17 protein-coding genes are annotated in these 16,580 nt (G+C 46.9%); 11 read left to right on the top strand and 6 right to left on the bottom strand.

Going from position 1 to position 16,580, the window contains the following annotated elements:
* Positions 1–21: 21 nt before the first annotated feature.
* Positions 22–672, top strand: coding sequence for a vWA domain-containing protein (locus ACTL32_RS09280; RefSeq protein WP_441341173.1), 651 nt, complete (start codon positions 22–24; stop codon positions 670–672).
* Between the two features lie 145 nt (positions 673–817).
* Here ACTL32_RS09280 and ACTL32_RS09275 read toward each other — a convergent pair whose 3' ends face one another.
* Together ACTL32_RS09275 and ACTL32_RS09270 are read right to left on the bottom strand one after the other, a co-directional pair.
* On the bottom strand, positions 818–1,042 hold the full coding sequence (locus tag ACTL32_RS09275) for a helix-turn-helix domain-containing protein (RefSeq protein ID WP_441341172.1): 225 nt from the start codon (positions 1,040–1,042) through the stop codon (positions 818–820).
* A gap of 10 nt (positions 1,043–1,052) precedes the next feature.
* A complete protein-coding gene (locus ACTL32_RS09270; protein ID WP_441341171.1) occupies positions 1,053–1,532 on the bottom strand; it encodes a DUF2975 domain-containing protein in 480 nt (159 codons plus the stop codon).
* Positions 1,533–1,791: 259 nt separating this feature from the next.
* On the opposite strand from ACTL32_RS09270, the gene ACTL32_RS09265 reads away from it, so the two are divergent.
* The 4 genes from ACTL32_RS09265 to ACTL32_RS09250 all read left to right on the top strand — a co-directional run bounded on the left by ACTL32_RS09265 (position 1,792) and on the right by ACTL32_RS09250 (position 6,733).
* The gene (locus tag ACTL32_RS09265; RefSeq protein WP_441341170.1) at positions 1,792–2,469 is read left to right on the top strand and encodes a response regulator transcription factor; all 678 of its coding nucleotides are present in this window, start codon (positions 1,792–1,794) and stop codon (positions 2,467–2,469) included.
* 88 nt (positions 2,470–2,557) lie between these two features.
* Positions 2,558–3,859, top strand: a complete 1,302-nt coding sequence (locus tag ACTL32_RS09260; RefSeq protein WP_441341215.1) for a sensor histidine kinase — start codon at positions 2,558–2,560, stop codon at positions 3,857–3,859.
* Between the two features lie 116 nt (positions 3,860–3,975).
* Positions 3,976–5,574, top strand: coding sequence for a pyruvate oxidase (locus tag ACTL32_RS09255; protein WP_441341169.1), 1,599 nt, complete (start codon positions 3,976–3,978; stop codon positions 5,572–5,574).
* A 553-nt stretch (positions 5,575–6,127) separates the two neighbouring features.
* A complete protein-coding gene (locus tag ACTL32_RS09250; RefSeq protein ID WP_441341168.1) occupies positions 6,128–6,733 on the top strand; it encodes a TetR family transcriptional regulator in 606 nt (201 codons plus the stop codon).
* Positions 6,734–7,046: 313 nt separating this feature from the next.
* On the opposite strand, the gene ACTL32_RS09245 is transcribed toward ACTL32_RS09250, so the two are convergent.
* Together ACTL32_RS09245 and ACTL32_RS09240 are read right to left on the bottom strand one after the other, a co-directional pair.
* Positions 7,047–7,244, bottom strand: a complete 198-nt coding sequence (locus tag ACTL32_RS09245) for a hypothetical protein (protein ID WP_204890701.1) — start codon at positions 7,242–7,244, stop codon at positions 7,047–7,049.
* A gap of 208 nt (positions 7,245–7,452) precedes the next feature.
* Positions 7,453–7,866, bottom strand: a complete 414-nt coding sequence (locus tag ACTL32_RS09240) for a hypothetical protein (RefSeq protein WP_441341167.1) — start codon at positions 7,864–7,866, stop codon at positions 7,453–7,455.
* A 198-nt stretch (positions 7,867–8,064) separates the two neighbouring features.
* On the opposite strand from ACTL32_RS09240, the gene ACTL32_RS09235 reads away from it, so the two are divergent.
* The 5 genes from ACTL32_RS09235 to ACTL32_RS09215 all read left to right on the top strand — a co-directional run bounded on the left by ACTL32_RS09235 (position 8,065) and on the right by ACTL32_RS09215 (position 13,212).
* A complete protein-coding gene (locus ACTL32_RS09235; protein WP_441341166.1) occupies positions 8,065–9,339 on the top strand; it encodes a mechanosensitive ion channel in 1,275 nt (424 codons plus the stop codon).
* Between the two features lie 514 nt (positions 9,340–9,853).
* Complete coding sequence (locus ACTL32_RS09230) at positions 9,854–10,258, top strand: hypothetical protein (protein WP_441341165.1); 405 nt, start codon at positions 9,854–9,856, stop codon at positions 10,256–10,258.
* Positions 10,259–10,340: 82 nt separating this feature from the next.
* Positions 10,341–10,691, top strand: a complete 351-nt coding sequence (locus tag ACTL32_RS09225; protein ID WP_441341164.1) for a hypothetical protein — start codon at positions 10,341–10,343, stop codon at positions 10,689–10,691.
* A 6-nt stretch (positions 10,692–10,697) separates the two neighbouring features.
* Complete coding sequence (locus ACTL32_RS09220; protein ID WP_441341163.1) at positions 10,698–11,027, top strand: hypothetical protein; 330 nt, start codon at positions 10,698–10,700, stop codon at positions 11,025–11,027.
* Positions 11,028–11,181: 154 nt separating this feature from the next.
* Entirely contained in the window at positions 11,182–13,212 is a 2,031-nt protein-coding gene (locus tag ACTL32_RS09215; protein ID WP_441341162.1) for a Na+/H+ antiporter, read from the top strand.
* Between the two features lie 744 nt (positions 13,213–13,956).
* On the opposite strand, the gene ACTL32_RS09210 is transcribed toward ACTL32_RS09215, so the two are convergent.
* Positions 13,957–14,709 carry an arylamine N-acetyltransferase family protein gene (locus tag ACTL32_RS09210; protein WP_441341161.1) on the bottom strand — a complete coding sequence of 251 codons (753 nt, stop codon included), beginning with the start codon at positions 14,707–14,709 and terminating at the stop codon, positions 13,957–13,959.
* An 85-nt stretch (positions 14,710–14,794) separates the two neighbouring features.
* Entirely contained in the window at positions 14,795–15,730 is a 936-nt protein-coding gene (locus ACTL32_RS09205; protein WP_441341160.1) for an acetamidase/formamidase family protein, read from the bottom strand.
* A gap of 254 nt (positions 15,731–15,984) precedes the next feature.
* On the opposite strand from ACTL32_RS09205, the gene ACTL32_RS09200 reads away from it, so the two are divergent.
* Positions 15,985–16,548, top strand: coding sequence for a divergent PAP2 family protein (locus tag ACTL32_RS09200; protein WP_204890659.1), 564 nt, complete (start codon positions 15,985–15,987; stop codon positions 16,546–16,548).
* Positions 16,549–16,580: the final 32 nt, after the last annotated feature.

Genomic DNA, 16,580 nt, shown 5'->3' with positions numbered 1-16,580 from the left:
ACAATTTAAGGAGGAAAAAAGATGAAAGAAAAAACGACGGAATTGGTGTTCATCCTCGATAAAAGCGGTTCGATGGCAGGCCTGGAACGCGACACGATCGGCGGCTTCAATGCATTGGTCGAAAAACAGGCGAAAGAACCCGGAGAGGCGCGGATCACCACAGTGCTGTTCAACCATGATTACGAGCTGCTCCATGACCGCATCCCGTTAAAAGGCGTTGCGCCAATGACGGAGAAAGATTATGAAGTTGGCGGGACGACGGCCTTGCTGGATGCCATCGGGGCCACCATCCAGAAAATCGGCAATGTGCAGAAACGGACGAGTGAAGCGGAGCGGGCCGGCCGGGTGATGTTCGTCATCACGACCGATGGACTGGAAAATGCCAGCAGGGAGTACAGCCACGAAAAGATCAAAGCGATGATCGCCCGCCAAAAAGAAGAATACATGTGGGAATTCTTGTTTCTAGGAGCAAACATTGATGCCGTTGCAGCAGCAAAGAAATTCGGGATTGCCGAAGAGTTCGCGGCTGAATATCATGGCGACTCAAAAGGGACAGAACTGAATTTCAAAGCTTTGAACCAGGCTGTCAGCTCATTCCGTAGTGAACAACAGCTGGACCGCAGCTGGAAAAAAGACATCGAAGCCGACTATGAGAAAAGGAAACGGCATTAAATGCAACGGTTGCAATAGAGAGTTCCTGGAAACCAAACAGCGGTCATAGAAAAAAGAGCTTGGAAGCATCCAAGCTCTTTTCGCGTTTCAAAGACACGTCTCCCTATAAATCCGATCCATAAAGGAGGCTATCTAAATCAACCTTTTATGCTTCCGGCGTTTCAGGTTCCGGCCGGTATTCCAGCAGATCACCCGGCTGGCAATCCAATGCTTTGCAAATCGCTTCCAATGTCGACAGGCGGACAGCTTTCGCCTTCCCATTTTTCAAGATGGAGAGGTTCGCCATAGTAATGCCGACCCGCTCCGATAATTCGGTGACGCTCATTTTCCGCTTTGCGAGCATGACATCAATATTGATTATAATCGCCATAGTTTTCACCTCAGACCGTCAAATCGTTTTCGGATTGGATTTCAATTGCGTTGCAGAATAATTTTTCCAAAACTGCGGCAAACACGGCAATGACAATGGCCCCGAATGTGATGATCATGCCGATTCCTCCAAGGCCGGGCGCGTCATCCACTTGTGCCATATATAGAATGAGCGGAAGGCTGAAAGCGTAAAGCACGGTGATGATGATGGCGCAGTATTTGATCGTCTTCAATGCTTTCACGGACAACTCGGAAAAAGCGATATTCCGGTCGATATACCCTAAAAGTTTCATCGCTTGATACAAGGCGAAGAAATAGGCGATTGCTGTGCCGTACATGGCAAACATAAAAAAATACTGCAAAAATGCCCAGTCGGGAAGAAGTTCAGCTACGAACGACGAGAAAGGAGGCACTACGAAGATGCAGACTGCGAGCACCGGAAGTGCCATGAAAAATAAGACAATTTTCAAGAAAAGTGTTTCCCGTTTCATTTTACGGACCTCCTTACATATTGATAACCTCAATCTATCATGTTATTTATCGAATTACAATAAAAAAAGATTGTTTTTAATTAAAAAGATTGTCTTCCTTAATAAAAAACAGAAGGAATAAGAACGGTGCTGCATGATTTGTATTCAGCTGCCAAGAAAATACAATGTTATTTAAGTTTTCTGAGAATTTTCATCCATTTTTCACTTAACTATGGTGTACTATAAGAAAAAGGGCACCGGTGGGGAAAGGGTGTTAGAGATGAAACTATTATTGGCGGAAGATGACGAGACTTTAGGGGAATTGATTGTCCACCTTTTAAAGAAAAAAGGGGCTAAAACCGTTGATTGGGTAACGGAAGGCGAAGATGCCTACGATTTCGCCCGTGCGTCCTTCTACGATGTTGTCATTCTGGACTGGATGATGCCGAACGGGGATGGGGTCTCAATCTGCAAAAAGCTGAGGCAGGAAGGCTATGGCGGCGCTGTGATTATGCTGACGGCGAAAGATTCTCTTAGCGACCGCGTGGAAGGACTGGATGCCGGCGCTGATGATTATCTGGTCAAGCCGTTCGAAATCGAAGAGCTTTGGGCACGGCTCCGGGCTCTTGGAAGAAGGACGTTTTCTCCGCTTCAAGACGAAGTGGTGGAAATTGCGGGGCTTAAAATCAACCGCACGGGCCACTCCGTCACCAAAGGAAAACAGGAGGTCAGTTTGACTCCCCGGGAATTCCAGCTTTTAGATATGTTAGTGCAGAACCGTGGCACTGTGCTGACAAGGGAGCTAATTTTTGACCGGATCTGGGGCTACGACACGGATGTGTCCATAAAGACGATTGATGCGACCGTGAAACTGCTGCGGAAGAAAATCGACAGTGAAGATGAAGACAGTTTGATTGAAACCATCCGAGGGGTGGGATACCGTATTGAAAAAACCTAGTTTTTTCCCTAAAAAACAAAAAGACGTTTTTTCCCATACAAGATCAAGGCTGACCCTTTTTTACAGCGCAATCCTGACTTTGTTTTTAGTGATATTCGCTGCGATTGCATTATCCGTCTTTTATTTCCTCATTAAAAATGACCAGAAACAAACGCTTGAATTGCTGTCTGACCGGGAAGTGCAGATGGCTGAACGGGCATTGTACGGCAGCGGAGGCGCTTGGCGGGAGCAGGAACGGCGGGATTTGGCTGGAAACCAGGTGTTCTACTATATCACCGATAATTCAGGGGACCTGACCATCAACCAGGACGACTATGAGGAATTGCGGCCGTTATATCTCGATCTGATCGATGGATGGGAGACAGACGGCATTGAATTTAAACGGGCGCCCATCAATATCCCTGAGGGGGATCCACTGTACGACGATTTTCAGGACCTTGACCGGGAAGTGCTCGTGTTGGCGCGACCTGTCTATCATGACGGCTACCGGATTGCGATGTTGTATTTAGGGGTCGACAATACGTTCTATGCTTCGATCATCAAATGGATTGTCATTGTCTTTACCAGCCTCGCCCTTCTGTTCATCTTTATCGGCTTCCTGCTCAGCCGGTGGATGGCAAAACGCGCGCTGGTGCCTGTCGAGACGGCCTACCATCAACAACGCGAGTTTGTATCGAATGCTTCCCATGAACTCCGGACGCCGCTGAGTGTCATTTTATCGGCAGTTGAAGCGCTGGATATGGAGGAAGACAACAACAACCCTTTCACTAAGAAAATGCGAAAAACGCTCAAGCATGAGGCGAAGCGCATGTCTGCTTTGATCAGTGAACTTTTAGCACTTGCACGGACGGATTCCCAAAACGGGGTTGCTGAGCTCCGCAAAGAGGCGTTCGATGCATTTCCGCTTGCAGAGCAAGTGGTGGATTCTTTCAGCAAACGCAGCAGCCAAAAAAATCTATCCGTCAAACTGGATTCACCGGAGACTCTGCCCGTATTCGGCGACCGGGATAAAATCGCCCAGATGATGTATATTCTTGCTGATAACGCGATCAAATATACACCGGAAGGCGGTTCCGTGAAAATCGAATTGAAGCAGCAAGGCCGAAAGAAAAACGAGGAGTTTTTATTCACGGTCACCGATTCCGGCATCGGCATCGCAGCGGAAGACAAAGTGAGGATTTTCGACCGGTTCTACCGGGTCGACAAAGTGCGCAGCCGCAAGGAAGGGGGATACGGATTGGGTTTGGCCATCGCCAAATCGATTGCAGTTTCGCATGGCGGTACCATTACGGTAGACAGCGTCCCTGGCGAGGGATCATCCTTTACCGTATCGATTCCGAATGTGCATCCAGCAGAATCATTGCAGCAGCAGGAATTGAAAAATGCGTAAGAAGAGGCAGCCGGCAAACGCCAGGCTGCCTTTTTTCGATTTCCTGCATTCACGTTTGAAACGGTACCGTAAAAGGTATGGGGGATTAATGACAAAATACGAAATGAGGGATTCCAATGTTTGATAAAACGGCCGGCAGCTATGTCATTGAAGGATTGAGAGAATGGAATGTGTCGCATCTCTTCGGCATGCCTGGCGATTCCATCAATGAATTTGTCGAAGAGCTGAGGAAGCAGCAAGCAATCCGCTTTATTCAGATCCGCCATGAAGAAACAGGTGCGCTTGCGGCTTCGGCCTTCTCCAAGCTAACCGGACGAATCGGTGTCTGCATGTCCATAGCGGGGCCGGGTGCTGTGCATCTTTTGAATGGCTTGTATGATGCACGGAAAGACAAGACCCCGGTATTGGCGATTGTCGGGCAAGTGGCACATTCCAAAGTGGGGACTGACACTTTCCAGGAATTGAAACTGGAGGCGATGTTTGACGATGTAGCGGTTTTTAACCGCCAGGTCCAAAACGCTGATCAGCTGCCCGATATGTTGAATCAGGCTATCCGCACAGCGTATGCTGAAAAAGGGCCAGCAGTCCTATCGATATCGGATGATTTGTTCAGCACGAAAATCAAGAGAGAAAAGGCGTTGACCTCGTCGGAATACAGTTCTCCACGGATTGTTCCTGCCTCAGAAGAGCTGAGGAATGCCGGCAAATTGATTGACGCTGCGGAAAAACCGGTCATCCTGGCGGGCAAAGGCTCAAAAGATGCATCTGTTGAACTTCTGGCGTTTTCCGAGAAAATCAAGGCTCCGATCATACTCACGCTACCGGCAAAAGGCATCGTTCCCGACAGCCATCCACATAACCTGGGCCAGTTAGGCCAATTGGGAACGAAGCCTTCAGCAGAGGCGGTGAAAGATGCCGATTTGCTGATTCTGGCAGGCACCTCGTACCCATACCGTGATTATTTGCCGGATGATACGCCAGCCATCCAGATGGACATCGATCCAAAGGCGATCGGTAAATATTATCCTGTCACATTAGGAATAGCCGGAGATATGAGACCCGGAATCGGATGGCTGGCTGAAAATGTTTCTGTAAAGGATGATTCATTTTTAAAAAAATACATTGAAAAACGCGCTGTTTGGCAGAAGGAGCTGCAAAAAGAAACGGACAAAGAGACAGAGGCGCTCCAGCCGCAACAAGTCATGGCAGAGGTCCAGAAAATCATGGGCCCCTCAGATGTGGTTTCGCTTGATGTGGGCAGTGTGACGATCTGGGCCGCGCGTTATTTGCAATTGTCCGGCCAGCCTTTTGTCCTCTCATCATGGCTTGCAACGATGGGCTGCGGCCTTCCCGGAGGAATCGCCGCCAAACTTGCCTTTCCGGAGCGGCAGGTAATTGTACTGGCAGGGGATGGAGGATTTTCAATGGGCATGCAGGATTTTGCTACAGCGGTCAAGTATAAGCTGCCGATGCTTATTGTCGTGTTCAACAACCAAAAAATCCAGCTCATCGAGGACGAACAGGACAAAGCAGGCAATGTGCCTTCACAGGTGGAAATTGCCGATATCGATTATGCGGCATTTGCCATCGCCTGCGGCGGGGAAGGGCATACCGCAAGAAACCTGGCGGAATTGCAGGATGCGCTTGCAAAAGCCCGGGCGAGCGAGAAACCCGTTGTCATCAACGCGTACGTTGAAGATGTATCGTCCATATAGAGAGCTTATAAAATCAGCCTAAATAGAGAAATGAAAAGGTATTGGAATGTACATATTCCAATACCTTTTCATGTCTTGTAACAGATTTGCAGACTGGAGAGATGGATGCAAAATTTTTTTGATGAAGAGTGGAAGAGGGGAGGGGAGCTATATGGTCAATGCAAGATGAGGCAAGGGTTAAAAGAAACCGGACAGCGCAGGGGAAATAATGTGTTTATGAACATTAGCATAATCAAACACCGGTGAATTTGATTTTTTATAAAGTCCTATTGAGAGGGGAGGGGAGTTTCTGAAAGCTTGAAGCCTGCTGGATTCGGCAAGAGCAATTCCGAGCTGCCGGGAGAACCGTTATAAGCTGCCATTTCGCTGTTTAAGATGGAATTTGGGGACAATTGGGGAGTAACCCACAGTAGAAGGGCTTTATCCACAACAAGGGAAAAAGGGGTGCATTTTTGCGATACAGTTGTATTAAATAAAAACGGCCGAAAAAATTTATCTAATACAACTGTACTAAATAAATTGAAAATTACTATTATTCTGATACAATTAAATTATGCCGAAACTTACCGATCGACCCAAACAGAAACAATTAATCGCTGAAGCTGCTTGGAGAGTCATTCTTGAGAAAGGGGTACAAAAAACATCAGCAAGGAATATTGCAAAGGAGGCCGGATTATCTTTAGGTGCATTAAGGTATTATTTTGATTCCCAGGACGATTTGATCGATTACGCTGACCGTCTGGTCCATGCCAGGCTTGCGGAAAAAATTGATGAAATTTTTCAGGACGATCTACAGCCGAAAACCAAGATTTCTAAAGTGTTGCTTTGTCTGCTTCCGATAGGAGGTGCACAGGGAATGGAAGCAAAAGTCAGGGTAAGCATGAAATTTGCAACAGTAAAACAAGCCGGTTCGGCCGATGCCGCCCAGGATGCTGCCTATTCAGCTGCAAAAAATATCGTATCTTATCTGGCGCTCTTGAATCTTCTCGGAAAAAAAGCCGATCTCGCCCTCGAGACTGAACGCTTGTTTTCGCTCATTAACGGATTGGCGGTTGATTTATTGCTCCATCCTGAAGCGATGGGCGAAAAGAAAACGGAAAACCTCATTATGTATCATTTGAATTCCATATGTATCGAAAAATTCGGTGATGTTGAATGAACACTTCTCCATCATATCAAATATGGCGAAAGGCAGAAACCGTTTTCCGCGAATTTTTAAATGAATGTTGGTCTGGGATTAACAGGAAGAAATAGAAAAGAGGCGCTTTTTTCTTTTATAAAGCGCTTCTTTTTTTTGGATTACACTGTATGTATAATTATTCATTATAAATTTAGTATACATAATAGAATTATATTTGATAAAAGTGCCTTTTGAGGGCTGGATTCAAGAAGCAAGCCATAGGCGAAGAAAGCGAAGATTCTTTGCATAAAAAAACCGTTGTTCCTTTAAAGGAACAACGGTTTCTGTAAGATCAATAGCTTAATGCTTTTTCATATAACCAGCGCTTGAGATTTCCGACTGAATTGAAGGAGATGGCTTCGCCAGTAGCAGGATGTTCTGCTCTTACGACAACGTCAGACTCGTTCGAGATAAATGCCCAGCCTTCTTCCATAAGCGTGCGTGTCATCTTGATCACCATGCTCGAGCCTTTGATCGTTTCCATATTCATTTTCGTCATCTCCTTCGAAGTTGTATTTTAATTATATAAAATTTTAGCTTGTTCTAGCAATAATTATGTTTACAGTTTTATTCCTGAATTGATCCTTTTTTAAACTTAAATATCCAAAAGAAAATGGTACCGCCACAATATAATTTAAAAAGGCTGTTCTTAAAGAAAACGGCATTAAAAAAACCGGGGGAACCCGACGGGCGAACTGCTATTTCGGCTGTTCGAGCAAGCCTTGCATAGCGCGTCTTTCCAATTCGATCTCTTCTACAGTGCGGAATTCCAGCCTGCGGAGGGCGGCAAACGGAGGGGACCAGCCATACGCTGCTTGCTGGGCCATAAAGATGCCGGCAATCCCTGCAGCCAAGCCCCACTTTTTAGTGGATTTGGCTGAAAGGAAAATGGTGGCCACGGTCAAAGCAGCAAGGCCAGTTTTCAGCATTTTTTCAATATCCCATTCTTTTTCAAGCAGTTCAATGTGCTCTCGGATTGCATCATGATTCTGTTGCTTAAAATAACCGACATTCGCCTCAATTTGGCGTTCAATGCGCTGATTGATTTCATCTGGTGAATTGCTGAGTGCCGATGAACCTTCTTGCGGCAAAATCTCTTTTGGTTCGGACATTGGAATTTCCTCGCTTTCGTTTAATTTCCTTCCATAAGTATTCCGCATAAGATGAAAAATAAACCTTCTAGACGGAAATCGGAATTGCTTGCAATTATCAGAAATATTGAACAATCGCCGTTTAGGTTTAGAAGATAAAGGGAATATTTAAATAGCAATCATTATTCTTGCTAAAAAAATTTGAAAGGAGAATGGTATATGAACAATGATGTAACTTTAGCGTTCAGGGATATGTGGTACAGCGTTGTGAACTTTATTCCGAATATCCTTGGCGCACTTTTGCTGCTGCTTGTAGCTTGGATCGTAGCTACTCTTGTAAGACTGCTGTTCCAGAAAGTATTGAAGAAAGCTGGAGCGGACCGCGGCATGGTAAAAGGCCATATGGCGAAGACAGTGGAGGACGCGGACAATAAACTGGATGCGATAGGGAAAATCTTCTATTATCTAATTTTCATCCTGTTTCTGCCGAGTGTCTTTGAACAGCTGAATATGGGAGCTGTAGCCAGACCGATCTCGAATATGATGGATAAACTGCTGGCATTCCTGCCGAACCTCTTTATGGCAGCCATTATTCTGGTCCTGGGTTATTTTGTCGCAAAATTCGTCAAGAACCTGGTCGCTACATTATTGAGTACGCTCGATATTGACCGTTGGTTCAACAAATTGACTAACCGCACCGGCACTACGAAGACCATGTCTGCATCGGACAAGAATACACTTGCGAATGTTTTAGCGAATGTCGCATTTGTCCTTGTGCTGATTCCAATTGTCACAGTGGCGCTCGAGACATTGAATATTGAATCGATTTCCCGCCCGATCACTTCTATGCTGAACCAAGTATTGAACATGATCCCGAATATTTTCGTAGCGATCATCCTGATTATAGTAGGCGTCATGATTGCGAAATTTATAGGCGACCTTCTAATCAGTTTGTTGAAAGGGACCGGCCTCGACAATATTTCAAACGCGCTTAATTCTGGCCAGCGTCCGAATATGCCAAGGTTTGACCTTGCGAAGATCATCGGCAAGACAGTACAAGTATTGATCATTGTTTTCTTCACTGTTGAAGCTCTCAATGTATTGAATCTGGAAGTACTGAACAATATCGGCTCAGCAGTCATCAGTTACCTGCCGCTTGTCCTTAGTGCATTGATCATTTTGGGGCTAGGGATTATCGGTGCGAATATGCTCGGGAATTACCTGCAGCGTTCTACTGGTAACCGCATGTTGAGCGGCATCGTGAAATATGCCATTATCATCTTGGCTGTATTCATGACGCTCGACCAACTCAATTTTGCTACAAGCATCGTCAATCTAGCATTCTTGTTCATCGTTGCCGGATTGGCAGTAGCATTCGCGATTGCATTTGGTATCGGCGGGCGCGATGTAGCCAAACGCCAGTTGGAAAAGTTTGAAGCAAAAGCCGAAGCGGAAGAGAAGAAGCCTTCCGATCCGACGGAAGGAAATTTCTAAAAAGCTGATCGGTTATGGATCCTGCAGGAAAGACCTGCAGGATCTATTTTTTTTGCACTTTTCCTTTAATTATTACAATAATGTTCTTATTTGGAAATGAATCATTGTTCACCTCTCAGCCCTTGGAAGCGGGAAACGTACGCTCAGGGTCAAAGGGCATGCAGGAGCAAAAAAGATATTCTTGCATAATAATATTGATGCGCTAAAATGATTAGAAATTATTTTTTTATTATTTATTTACTTTTTGTAGCACTTGGAGTAGCCTATAAGTAGGTGGAAATGCTATATTTTCGCCAAATATAGAAGGGGATAGTCATTTCGAATCAGACTCATTATTATTCAAAGCCTTTGTGATAAATATAGTTCCACAATATATTTTGCTTTCAAAATAGTAAGCAAAAAGAAAAAAGCAGAGCTGACAGATAGCGAACCAGGTAGTTTCCATGGCTGTTGCTCCCCCAGTCGGATTCTCTCCAAACTGCTGAAACTTGGATTTCAGGAAGGAATGGATTTAATGGTTTTCAAGATAGATACATTTGAAGAAGCGGCTTTAAAAGTTGCGGCATTTCTTGATGCCGAAGTCGATTCGGCTTCCGGGAAATGCATTATCAAACGCGCTAGAAGATTCAAAGTGCTCGACCGCGGAGAGGTGCGGAACTGTAAAGGGGATTTTGAAATCAGTTTCAGTGCCTATCGAAAAAACGGGGTTTCGCTTAATAAAGCAGCTATCTGCTTGATGCCGGAGGAATATGATCTGTTTATCCGGACGATTATGGGGCACGAACTTCCGCTTCCCATCCATTACACGCAGCGGTTGACTACCGATTTCAACATTTATTGTTTGAATTTCGAGTCATTCGAACCACCCGGACATTTCGCCGAACGGCTGGCTGCCGCTTTGAAAGCAATAGATCATTGATTGCTGGTGCGCCTTCAACAGACTTCCGAATTTTAGAAAGTAAGCCCATGCTTATAGACCAAAGCTAAGGGGGGATAAGTAGATGCAGGAAAAACAATGCTTGAATGAAGGATCGGTGAACTATTACTTTTTAAGGTCGAAAGATGTCCATGAGGAAGATGGAAAGGAGTTCATCACATTATTTGCCCGTCTTACGCGTGAATTCACGTTTTACAGGCAGGACCATGTATACAGCCAACGCCAGTCGGTCTGGGTGGATATCGATGAAGTGGCATCTGAGGATGCTCCCGAAAAGGTAAAAGAACTGCCGAATACCATACAGACATTCACCGTTAAAGAGAAAGTGTTCAAAGAATTGGTGGAAGCGTCGAAACAGTGTCCAAAGGAATTGTATTTCGTGACGCCGATGCATGATCGAAAAGGCATGATGTAGGGCAAATTGAATAAGATGGAGCGAACGGAAAAGGGGAGTGCCCTTCATAAAAAAGGCGGTGCTTGGATGATGAGAATTTTCTTTACATTGGTTTCAGTTTTCTTATTTTTGATGGGCGCCATTCCCTTGGCATTGGCCTCGCTTCACTGGAACAACCAGCCGCTTTTTGCGTTTTTGGAGGTCAATCCCTATTTCCCGTGCATACTGGGTGCACTGGGTATCTTTTGCGGCTGCCTGGGGAAAACGGGTGATTGCAAACTCTATTTGATTGGTATGAATACCATGAATCTGGGATTGTATTTGATACTCATCAATTTGGTCATCAAAACACCTTAATTCGCAGATCTCTTCACTTGTTTCAGCCTCGCAGCCTATTTTCCGCCACTTTAAGTGGTCTTTTTTTTTGCTTTTTTTTACGGTTGTGGCTTCGCTTGGAGCTCTAATTGGGTATACAAAATTTATAGTTAATGATGAAGATGGGAGAGCATGTATGGATTTATTGATGACGATTTTATTGCTTTTATTAATATTGCTCATTTCCAACGTAGTGAGCCATTATACGCCGTTCATCCCGACGGCTTTAATCCAGGTTGCGCTAGGGGTACTGGCGGCTTTTTTGTTTGATGATATTTCACTTGATATTGAGACAGAATGGTTCTTGCTGCTGTTTATCGCCCCGCTTTTGTATAATGATGGCCGGAATTTTCCGAGGGAGGAATTATGGCGCATGCGCTGGCCCATCCTTGGGAATGCGGTCATCCTGGTGCTGATCACGACAGTGGCAGGCGGCTATTTTATCCACTGGCTCATCGATGACATCCCGCTGGCAGCCGCTTTTGCGCTGGCAGCCATCCTTTCGCCGACAGACCCGGTTGCAGTCAATGGTATTGCGAAGAGAATCCATCTTCCACAGAAAGTCCTGAACCTGGTCAGAGGAGAATCGCTGATCAATGACGCTTCCGGACTGGTTGCATTCAATTACGCCGTAGCAGCAGTGGTGACCGGTTATTTTTCATGGCAGGAAGCCGCCCTTGACTTTTCGTTCAAATTTGTTGCCGGGGGCATACTCGGACTGGTTTTGGGCTTATTGGTCATCGGCATTCGCTTCGCTCTGCGCAGGCAAGGCATCAGCGATGTCAGCTTCCAAGCCCTTTTGTCGGTCTTGACGCCATTCCTCATTTTCATCATCACTGAAGAACTGCTGCACGCGTCAGGTGTTATTGCTGTCGTAGTTGCCGGAATCATTCATTCGTTGGTGCGTGAACGGACAGAAACATTGGTTGCCGAAGAGCAGGTGTTGACCGAAAACATCTGGACAATCATTTTGTTCATCTTAAACGGTATTGTCTTTCTGCTCCTCGGATTAAGTATTCCTTCTTCAATCAGCGGGGTGCTTGAAAACCGATCAATCAACGAATGGGTGCTGTTCTCGTTTGTCCTTGCCATCGGGCTTGTCATCCTTGGCATCCGTTTTGTTTGGGCATATCTGTTTTCGGCATATGAATACCATTCCGGACATATGGCTAGCGAGGAAAAACCGGATTTACGTACGGCCTTGATGGTCAGCCTGACCGGAGTCAGAGGTACGGTGACAATGGTCGGTATATTATCCCTTCCTTATCTGCTGGCGAACGGCGATGCTTTTCCAAATCGTTCGTTATTGCTGTTCCTTGCAGCAGGCACGATCCTCTTTACGCTGATTCTGGCAACAGTTCTGCTGCCAATACTGAGCAAGGGAGAAATGCCAGAAGCTGGGACCGGGAAATTTACGACAGAAGATGCGAGAAGAAAAATCCTGCTGAAATCGATCTCCACACTTAAACAAAAGATGAGCGAAGAAAACGAAGTCGCCGCTTATGAACTCATCGACGAATATACGGTCCGCCTTCAGCAAATTGAACCGGATACGCAGCAATTGAAAAAGGGAACTAAGACCTTGCAGGACAAGCTGCGTGAAATCCGTCTGATAGCACTGGATGAAGAGCGGGCATACTTGAACCGGGTGAATGAATCGCCCGGTATGACACAGGAGGTTTATGAAGCGTTCGAAAAATCGCTGGACCGGAGGGAAGAAGCGGTTTCAAGAAGCATCCGCTCAATGATGGTCTATATGCAAGGGAAGCTGATACGGGCATACAAACGGATGAGAGGCCAGTATATCAAGGACGAGGAAACTCGCCTCGTCCAACTGGAGGAAGCCCAGGAAATCCAAATTGGCGCGCTGAAAGTGGCACTGGAAAAGCTCGAAGAAGTTGCAGCGGACAAAGAACGCAAAGATTATGTCCAAGCCGTCATTACTGATTACAAACAGATGATCAGCGGCGCGCAGCGCCCTGAATTGCATTTTAATGAGGAATTCGAATTGCAGAAAGAAGAGCTTCGCCTCATTGTCATGGATAAGGGACGTTCAGAGATCTACAAAATGTATGAAGCTGGCGACATCAGCAGAGAACAGGCAAAGGAATTGCGGAGATATGTAAACCATATTGAAAGCGTTACGCTTTATGAAAGGGAAGAGTAGAAGGCATAAATTTCATAGACAAAAAGAAGCATCCGGGTAATTCCGGATGCTTCTCAGAGTGTAGACAAAGTCTAATTTGAATGAATAGAGATGGATAAGCCCGACCATGCTGGCCACTTCGCTTTCCGTGGCCTCGGCTTCAGCCGCTTCCATTGCTCCTGCGATTACTCGTCGCAAATTGAAAAAACATTCGCTTCGCTCAGTCCAGGGTCTTCAGCTCGAGTCGCTTCGCTGCTCCCACATGAGTCTCGTGGCCAGCACGGTCGGGAGCGTCATCTGTATCTAAAAGACGAGATTAGGACTCTAATTCTGCTTGAACCTGCTAGGAACAAGCCGCTGGCTTCAGGATCCGCAACGGAAGGCGGCGAGCAAGTTGGCCGAAGGCAGTTCGGCCGACTTGTTTGCGACGAAGCAGCGAAGCGATGCAACGCCCTTTCATGTCTCGAAGCTAGCGCAGCGATGCAGAGACAGGAGCACCGGTTTTACCTGCGGGATAGCGAAGTGTCGAAATCCACTCGGACGCCAGTCAATGCTTGACCGAAGCTTGCGAGGGCAAGTATTTGCGACGAGCTTGCGCAGGAGGACAGGTTCTTAGTTAGTTCGGCGCGAGCCCGCGGAAAGCGTCCGCCTGAAGTGGAGGATTCGGTATAACTTATTCAAAATGTAAGGTTATTCTTTAAGATGAGTAAATATTTTTTTGTCTACAAGCTCAGAAGCATCCGGGTAATTCCGGATGCTTCTTTTCTATTCATTCAGCTCGATGCCGAATTCGGTTTTTAGAATTTGGATCTTTTCTTCATCCGTCAAATCGGTTTTCTCTTTCTTGCCGTTTTCGGAGCGGGTGAGCTGATGGCCGGATAAGGTGATGCGGCCGATTTCGGTCGCGCGGGTAGCCAGGTCGTCATGGGTGAAGGTTGATTTGTCCGACACCTGATTGAAGACGCACCCTTCGTGGAAATCGGCCAGCTGCTTTTCTGCAGTGCTGAACCGGTACAAGATTCGCTCGTTGCCGTCTTCTTCCCGGATCAAATTATAGAATGTGTCATCATGCGGCGCGATTTTGTAAGTGCCGCTATGGTCAGTATGGCGTTCTCCGCCAAGCGGGATCGGGCTGATGGTCGAATCGCCGAAACCGACATCCATGAGGTACGGTGCATCAAGTTCTACGAGGATAGCGGCGTGAGTATCCGCCTTCGCAGCTGTGCCATCCGGTTTCATGACGGTGGCTGAAATCAGTTTGGCGTCAAAGCCGAGTTCCTGTAGCAGCCAATGGAACAAGCCGTTCAGCTCATAACAATAGCCGCCGCGGTGCTGGTTCACGATTTTTTCGTAAATCGTCTCGAGATTGAGGTAGATGGGGACTTTCCGGATTACGTCCAGGTTTTCAAACGGAACATGCTGCATATGCAGCGATTGCAGACGTGCCAAGTCCTGCAGAAAAAGCTCCTCTACCGGATATGCATTGAAACGCTTTAAATAAGCAGTAGTGTCCATCATCAAAATCCATTCCTTTCAATCAATTCTAGCTGTTTCCATAGTAGCATGAAGGTCGGGAAATGCCTTTTTCCGGCATTTCGGAATTTCAGCGGATGGCGCCGTGCGGCAAGATGGCATGGACCCCTTTGACGCCATTCACTACTTGTGTGATATGGAGGTCGGCGGCAACACTCGACAGTGCGGCCGCTTCCGTTTTGCTGATGCCGTGGGTGTGCTGAATCAGTTGGACCATTTCATCCAATGCGACCGCCGCCGCTTCGTTCAAGTCTTCATGGAAGCCGAATGTAACCCAGCCGGCTGGCGTATGGGCACGCGGCATGGAAAGATGCCAATCCTCATGCAGGATGACGGTGACATCGGCAAGGTCCATTGGGCATTCGATTGCGGTACCCGAACTTTCGCCGTCCCCTTGAAGCGCATGGCCGTCGCCGATCGACAGCAGCGCGCCGTCGACTTCGATGGGCAGGAATAAACTGCTGCCCCTTACCAGTTCCTTGCAGTCGATGTTGCCGCCGGTGCGGCGAGGCGGCCTGGTCGAATGCGGGCCCGCTTCTTCGGGAGCCAAGCCGATGAGCCCGAGAAATGGAGAGAGGCCGACGTGGAATTCCTTGTCGCCGATCGAGCAGCTGCCGCTCATTTTGTCCGCGTGAAGCATCCAGTCAAGCTGGACACGCTCGCTTTTGAGGAGCCCTAATTTTTCATTTTGCCAGCTGGGCAGCTTGCCGGCCCAATTGGTTCCATACCATCCTGGAATAACTTGATTGGTCCGGATTTCAAGCACCATGCCCTCTTTTGCCCCTTCGACCGCGATCGGGCCGATTATCGGATGGACCTTTTCGGGTTCTTTTTCCCTGGAAGCGAATACGGTTTTCGGCTGGCCGTTCTGTGCTGAATAGCCCCATTGGATATCAGGCGTCGTCAAATGCAGCGTGTCGCCGGACCGGATGGTGAGAATCGGTTCGTAATCCTTGCTGAAAGAAGAGTGAAGGTTTTGGTTTTTTAAAGCTATTTTATGTATCATGCAATTTTCCCCTTCCGGTCTGTGGTGGCGGACTATTTAAGTAGTACCCGATTCTCATTATATCAATCTCCAAGCGGCTTCGCCCGGGTACTTGATTTTTCAAATCCCGTATAACCGGAAAGTAGGGCGGCTTTTTGCGGCGCCGGTCCTCTGCACTTTTCTTGGGCAGACCTGCTTAACTTCTTAAAGTTAGGGTATAAAAAAATATACCAAGAAAAGAAGATGACTTTGATGCAGAGTGGAGGACGAAGAATATGCAAAGAATGAACAGAGGGATCATCACATCATTATCGGCGATCGGGGTTGCCCAAGCGCTAAAAATTGTTACACATAAAAAATTGACCGGAAACTGGGATCTGAAGCAGGCGTTTACAACTGGCGGCATGCCGAGCTCCCACTCGGCGGGCGTGTCCGCACTCGCTTCCTATGTGGCAGCCAATAAAGGGACAGGCCATACGGAGACGGCGCTCGCTGTGATTTTCGGGACGATCGTGATGTACGACGCACAGGGAATCCGCCGGCATACCGGTGAAATTGCACATTTAGTGAACGACCTCGAAGACAGTTTTGTCTCCCTGTCCGGTGATTTCCCAAGCCTGGAGTTTGAGAAGCGCGACAAAGAATTGAAAGAGCTTCTGGGCCACCAGCCAATTGAAGTCCTCGGAGGAGCGATTTTCGGAACGGCCCTAGGGTTAATCTCTGCGAAGATTGAGAACGATGAACGGCGGCAAAAACGAAAAGCACGCAAACTGAACGGCACACCTTACCGATTGGAACAGCCGAAAAGGCTCCAACGAAAACAACGCACCCTAAATTAAAACTGAACGCAGAAATGAAAAAAACCAGTGCA

The organism is Planococcus sp. FY231025 (assembly GCF_052078085.1).
GTDB lineage: Bacteria > Bacillota > Bacilli > Bacillales_A > Planococcaceae > Planococcus.
The sequence above is the reverse complement of the archived record's forward strand: the minus strand, read 5'-3'. Positions and strand labels throughout refer to the sequence as shown.